Annotated in this window: 4 protein-coding genes; all 4 read right to left on the minus strand. The window is 76.7% G+C overall.

Annotated features, from left to right (window positions below; all coding sequences use genetic code 11):
• Window positions 1-125: 125 nt before the first annotated feature.
• Window positions 126-1,055, minus strand: a complete 930-nt coding sequence (locus tag VIW71_RS15645) for an NAD-dependent epimerase/dehydratase family protein (protein ID WP_331622884.1) — start codon at window positions 1,053-1,055, stop codon at window positions 126-128.
• A 394-nt stretch (window positions 1,056-1,449) separates the two neighbouring features.
• Complete coding sequence (locus VIW71_RS15650) at window positions 1,450-2,418, minus strand: hypothetical protein (protein WP_331622885.1); 969 nt, start codon at window positions 2,416-2,418, stop codon at window positions 1,450-1,452.
• 374 nt (window positions 2,419-2,792) lie between these two features.
• Window positions 2,793-4,514, minus strand: coding sequence for a DUF3492 domain-containing protein (locus VIW71_RS15655; protein ID WP_331622886.1), 1,722 nt, complete (start codon window positions 4,512-4,514; stop codon window positions 2,793-2,795).
• A gap of 223 nt (window positions 4,515-4,737) precedes the next feature.
• On the minus strand, window positions 4,738-5,704 hold a 967-nt coding region (locus VIW71_RS15660), incomplete at its 5' end, for a DUF3152 domain-containing protein (RefSeq protein WP_331622887.1).

Consider the following 5,704-nt stretch of genomic DNA (forward strand, 5'->3'; position numbering starts at 1 on the left):
GTCGGCGGTCCGACCCCGGCCGCCGACCCGACCGACCGTCGGCCGCACTCCGTGACCCGGATTCCCCTGTCCGGCATGCGGGACGCCTTTCTCAAAAACGCCCCTTGGGCTGGGTCCGGTGAGATTCAGACGCGGCACGCCGCTTCCATCCACACGTCGGCCAGCGACTCCTCCAGGGCGATCCGGGGCCGCCAGCCGAGGCGGTCGCGGGCGGTCCGTACGTCCGCCTGCTGCCACAGACCACAGCCGTCGGGGTACGGGGGGTGCGGACCCGGGCCGTGACCGGGTCCGGCGGCCGGATGGTCGTCGATCTCGTGGAGCAGGCCGTCGTAGCCCGCGACATGGGCGAGTGCGGCGGCCATGTCGCGCAACCGCACCGCGCGCCCGCTGCCGATGTTCACCACGCCCTGCGCGGCCGAGAGCGACGCGGCGTGCACGGCTCGGGCCACGTCCCGGACGTCGATGAAGTCCCGCTGCACGGCCAGTCCGCCGAGCTTCAGCTCGGCGTCGCCGTTCTGCATGGTCCGCCGCAGCGCCTCGGCGATCCTGCCCAGCGGCGCGCCGGTGGGCGTCCCGGGGCCGATCGGGCTGAACACCCGCAGCACGACCGCGTCCAGACCCGAGCCGAGCACCAACTCCGTCGCGGCGAGCTTGCTCACGCCGTACGGTCCGCCCGGCCGCGGCACGGCGTCCTCCCCGGTGGACGCCCCGGACGGGGACGGCCCGTACTCCGACCCGCACCCCACCTGCACCAGCCGCGCCCCGACCGCGCTGCGCCGCAGCGCCTCGCAGATCGTCGCCACGGCGACCGTGTTCTGCCGCGTCAGGTCCCGCGCGTTGCCCCGCGTACTGCCGGCACAGTTGATCACCACCCCGGGATGCACCGCGTCCACGAACCGCGCCAGCACTCCCGGCGCCCCGGTCGCCAGGTCGAACCGCACGTCCGCGTCGTCACCGCGCCCCAGCGCGGTCAACTGCACCGCCGGGTCGGCCACCAGCCGCTCCGCGACATGCCGCCCGAGAAACCCGTCGGCCCCCAGCAACAACACCCTCACCGCACACCACCTCCCGTACGAACCGCCGCACGGCCCCCCCGGGCCGCCGCACCTCCCGCCCCCTCATGCCGGCACCTCGGCGGCACGAGGTACGAGGCGCCCGGCCGGCAGCCGACCGTCCGCAGGGCGCGGGATTCACCTCCGGCCCGCCCCCGGCCGAACGTGGCACGACCGCCGGGCCCGTCCGCGGCACCGCCCAGCCCGTGCTTCGCCGGGCAGGGCATACGGGCTTCGGGCACGGCCCGCCCCCGGTCACGGCAGCGCGTCGCGGGAAGGGCGCGGGGCTCGGCTCCGGCGCCCGCGCGCCCCGGACGGGACCTCGACGCCGTGCCGTACGGGCCGGTGGGATCGGTGGCGGGGTCGATGCGCGAGGCGTGTGGGAGGAAGTGGCTGGTCACGGGTGGTTTCTCCTGGGTGGTGGGATCACGGTCAGGTCCGGGGGACGGTGCGAGGAGGCCTGGGGCAGAACGCGGAAGGCATGAAGGGTGAGGGCGAGCGCGGCGGTGGCGCAGGCCAGGGTTTGCGGGGTGGCGCCGCCCGGGCTGAGGTGCAGCGGGGCGGCGGCCAGGGTCAGGCCCTCGGCGGCGCAGGCGGCGGCGAGCGCCCAGCCGGCCGGTCGGGGATGGCCGTGGACTGACAGGAGGCGCGCGGTGAAGAGCAGGACGCCGAGGGCGGCCGGGCCGGCGATCGGGCCGTGCGGGCTCAGCAGGACCAGCAGGGCGACCAGCGCCAGCGCGTACCCGATCAGGGCCGCCGCCAGCCGCGGCCGTACCGCGTCGGCGAAGTCGGCCAGCCCGTGGCTCGGCCCGAGCTGCGCGCGGGCCCGGACGGCGAACCAGCGCGCGCCGTACGCCGCCGGTGCCAGGCTCAGCGCGAGCGCGGTGAAGGGCCCGAGGCTCACCGCCGGGTCGAAGGACCCCTCACCGGCGAGCGCGGTCACCGCCTGCGGGCCACAGAGGGCGTACGCGATCAGGCCGTAGGTCCAGGGCGCGCCGCCACCGCGGACGGTCCGCAGCGGGCCGGTCCGCAGCGCCGCCCAGGTGACCAGGCCGATGAGTACGGCGACGAGCGCGCCGAGCGCGGGAACGCGCAGGTGCTCGAAGAACGCGCACCCCGCGCCCGGCAGCAGGTGCAGAGCCCCCGCCCGCCACGGGACGAGGGCTTTCCCGGCGGCCGGCGGGGTGCCCTCCAGCCGGGAAACGGTCCTGGGCACCCGGGCGTACAGCTCTTCCGCGAGTCCGAACACGTCGCGGTGCCGCAGCAGCCGGGCACCCGCGTCGTCCACGCCCCGCGCCTCCAGTCCGGCGGCGATCTCCCACTCGTCCACGGCGCCGGCCAGCAGCCTCCGGTGACGGTGCATCACCCCGCGCACGGGATCGGCCGGCCCTCTGCGCCGGGGCACGGGCAGGGGTTCCTGCCGCCCACCGGCCCGCCGCTGCCCGGGCCGCCCGGACCCCGGCGCCGTCCAGGCACCGCCGCTGCGGGCCGCCCCTGCCCCGGACGCCACGGCCGTACGACCGGCCGCCTCCGCGCCGGGTCCGCCGGAATCCGATGCCGCGCGCCGAGCCGCTGACGTGCGGCCTTCCCCGGGACCCCCGGGGGAACCGGCCCCCTCCCACGCCGCCGGCTCCGAGCACACCGATTCGCCTGGACCGCCCCCTTCCGCCTCCGGCACAGCCCGGCCGGGCGTGCCCGCCTCCCCGCCGCCGGCGAGCCCTGCGCCGGAAGAACGCGATCTCATCGGCACGGCCCTCCGGAGGAGACCGCCGTGGGGGCGAGGCAGGTGGGCGAGAGGGGTTCCGCCGGAGTGGTGACGGGCCGCGGGGAGCCGGCCCGGGTCCACCGGGGTTCACGGCGGACCCGGTCGTGGGCGACCACCGACAGGTAGCTCTCGCGGAAGGCGTCCACGCATCGGGTGACCGTGAAGAGCGCGAGCGCGCGTTCGCGGGCCGCGGCGCCGAGGCGGGCCGCCCGCTCCGGACCCCGCAGCAGGTCGAGCGCCGCCTCGGCCAGGGCTTTCGGGTTGCGGGGCGGCACCACGAGCCCCGTCCCGCCGATCACCTCCCGCACCGCGCCCACGTCCGTGGAGACCGTCGCCCGCCCGCAGAGCATCGCCTCGACCAGGCTCAGCGGAAAGCCCTCCGCCATGCTGGACAGCAGGACGACGTCGCCCGCCGCGTACGCGTCCGCCGGTTCCGGGGCCTGCGGCGAACCGATCTCCTCGAAGGTGACCGGGCTCTCGCCGACAGCGCGGGCGTGCGCCGCCTCGTCCGGGAAGAGCTGCGCCGCCAGCGTGCGGCAGTGTCCGAGGTAGGCGGCGGACCGTTCGTCCGTGACAGGGGGGTGGAAGACGCGCAGGCGCGCGTGCCGCTCCTGCGCGCGTATCACGCGGAACGCGTGCAGGAGCGCGATCAGGTCCTTGGCCGGGTCCGGCCGGCCGACCCAGACGACGGTTCGTTCGGCGTGCGCCGCCGGCGCCGCGGCCTCCGCCTCCGCCGCTTCGCCCGCGCGGGCGAAGCGGGTGGCGTCGATCCCGGGGTGGACGGTACGCATACGGTCCCGCCGCGCCCCGCACCGCTCCTGCCAGCGCCGGACGTGCGTGGAACCCGCCGTGACCAGGGCGGCCTGGCGGTAGCTCTCCCCGGCCAGCAGCCGGTGGTAGGCGCCGAGCAGCGCCCGTACCGCCGGGGTGAACCCGGCGGCCCGCAGGCCGAGCAGCGCCTCCCGGACCCGGACGGTGTACTCGGTGACGACGAGCGGCGTACCGCGGAAGCGTTTGGCCAGCAGCCCGGGCAGCGTCGCCGGGCCGCCCGACACCGCGTGGCACAGCTCGGCCGCGCCCAGCTCGGCCGGCCCGTACCAGGGCGCCGACAGCGGTCGTAGCTGGACTTCCAGCAGATCGGCGACGGTGAGGAGTTCGGTGACGACGATGTCGCCGAGCAGGGGGCGTACGCCCGGCGCCCGGCAGGCCGCCTCCAGCGCGGCGAGCGCGTCCTGGCTGCGTAACAGCTCGGGCAGCCCGCCGTGCCGGGTCGCGAGCCGGGCCAGCCCGTAGAGCCCGGCGGCGAACCGGTCGGCCCGCGGCCCGGCCTCGGCGGACGGACCGCCGGCCACGGGCGCCGGGGCCGGTCCCCCGGCCGTGCCGCCCGCCAGCGCCGCCGCGAACTCCCCGTAGTGCCGGCGGAATTCGACCCGCCGCGCCCACCGGGCCTCCCGGCCGCCGCCCGAGGCCGGCCCGGGGGTGCCGGCCGGCGGCTCTCCCCAGAGGCGCTCGGTCAGCACCCGCCGCACATGCGGGGGCCGCCGCACCAGGCCGCCCTCCTCCGTACGCGGCGACCTGCTCAGCGCGTACACATCGAAGTCGTGGTGGGCGAGCCCGCGCACGAGCCGATCGCACCACACGGCCCCTTCACCTCGCGCGTACGGGTAACCACTTTCGGTGAGCAATGCGACGCGCACCTGTACGCCCCCTCTCCGCCTTGGCCGGGTCTGCCGAACGCGAAGACGGTATGCCGGGGCAGCGGTGGTGTGGCGGACGGTTGTCCGCCACACCATCAGAAGGGGTGAACGGCCGTAACTTCTCCGCGCGGGGCGCGTTGCGGCGCCGGAGGCGTGGCGCCGCGCAGGTGCGCCTGGCGGACGTCCGGGGTGCCGCCCCTGACCGGAGGTGCGCCGCGGTGGGCTACGGGAACGGCCACGCGTTAGGCGTGCAGGTGGGACCGCCGTCCAGGGACAGGAACTTGGTCTGCTGCATCATCACCGGGGCGGGCGCGCCCTCCTTGGGGCACCCCACGTGACCGTGCCCGAGCCGGTGCCCGACCTCGTGGTTGATCAGCATCTGCCGGTACGCGTGGATCCGCCCGGGACCGTACGTGGCCGCGCCCTGCGCCCACCGGTACGCGTTGATCATCGTGCGCGGAGTCGACGCGGCGTCACATGACACGTTCTCAACCGACGTGTCCAGACCCGACTTCGCGCACCATTTCGCGGTGGTACCCGGGCTGGCGAGGGTGACCACGATGTCGGCCGGGCCGGTCGACACCCGCTCGAACGTCATCTTCCCGCCGTGGCCCCAGCTCCGCCTGTCGTTCAGCGTCCTGAAGACGGTCCGGGTGAAGAGGTCCGCGTCCAGCGGCAGCCCCTTCTCCACGTCCACCCGGAACCGCAGGACCGTGCCGTGCCCCGGCGCCGCCTGGTGCCCCGGCATCGTCATGAAGGCCCCGGACAGACCGAGGTGGGGATTCAGCGGGTACGTACGGGCCATCAGCACCTCGTCCGTGGGGGCCGCCGTCGCGGCGGCGCTCGCCGGGGCGTCGCGCAGCCGCATGCCGGACTCCTCGTCCCCGGAGGTGCGCGTCGCGGCGTTCTTGCCCGCCGACCCGTTGTGCTTCTTCTCCCCCCCGGTGACCTGGCCGGCCACCACCACGGCGAGGACGGTGACGACGGCTGCCGCCGCGATGCCGCTGAGGGCGCGGTTCTTGCCGCCACCGCTTCCGCGCTCCGGCTCGGGCCCGGTGCCCGTGCCCGGTCCGTCGTGCCCCGGGCCGGGTCGCGCCGCCGGATCGGCGGCGGGCGCGGGGCCAGCGGCGGTTCGGGGCCCGCGCGGCGGCGCGGCGGCGGCCGGCGCGTCGAAGGCGTCCAGGAACTCC

The sequence above is a fragment of the Streptomyces sp. genome, assembly GCF_036524955.1.
Classification (GTDB): Bacteria; Actinomycetota; Actinomycetes; order Streptomycetales; family Streptomycetaceae; genus Actinacidiphila.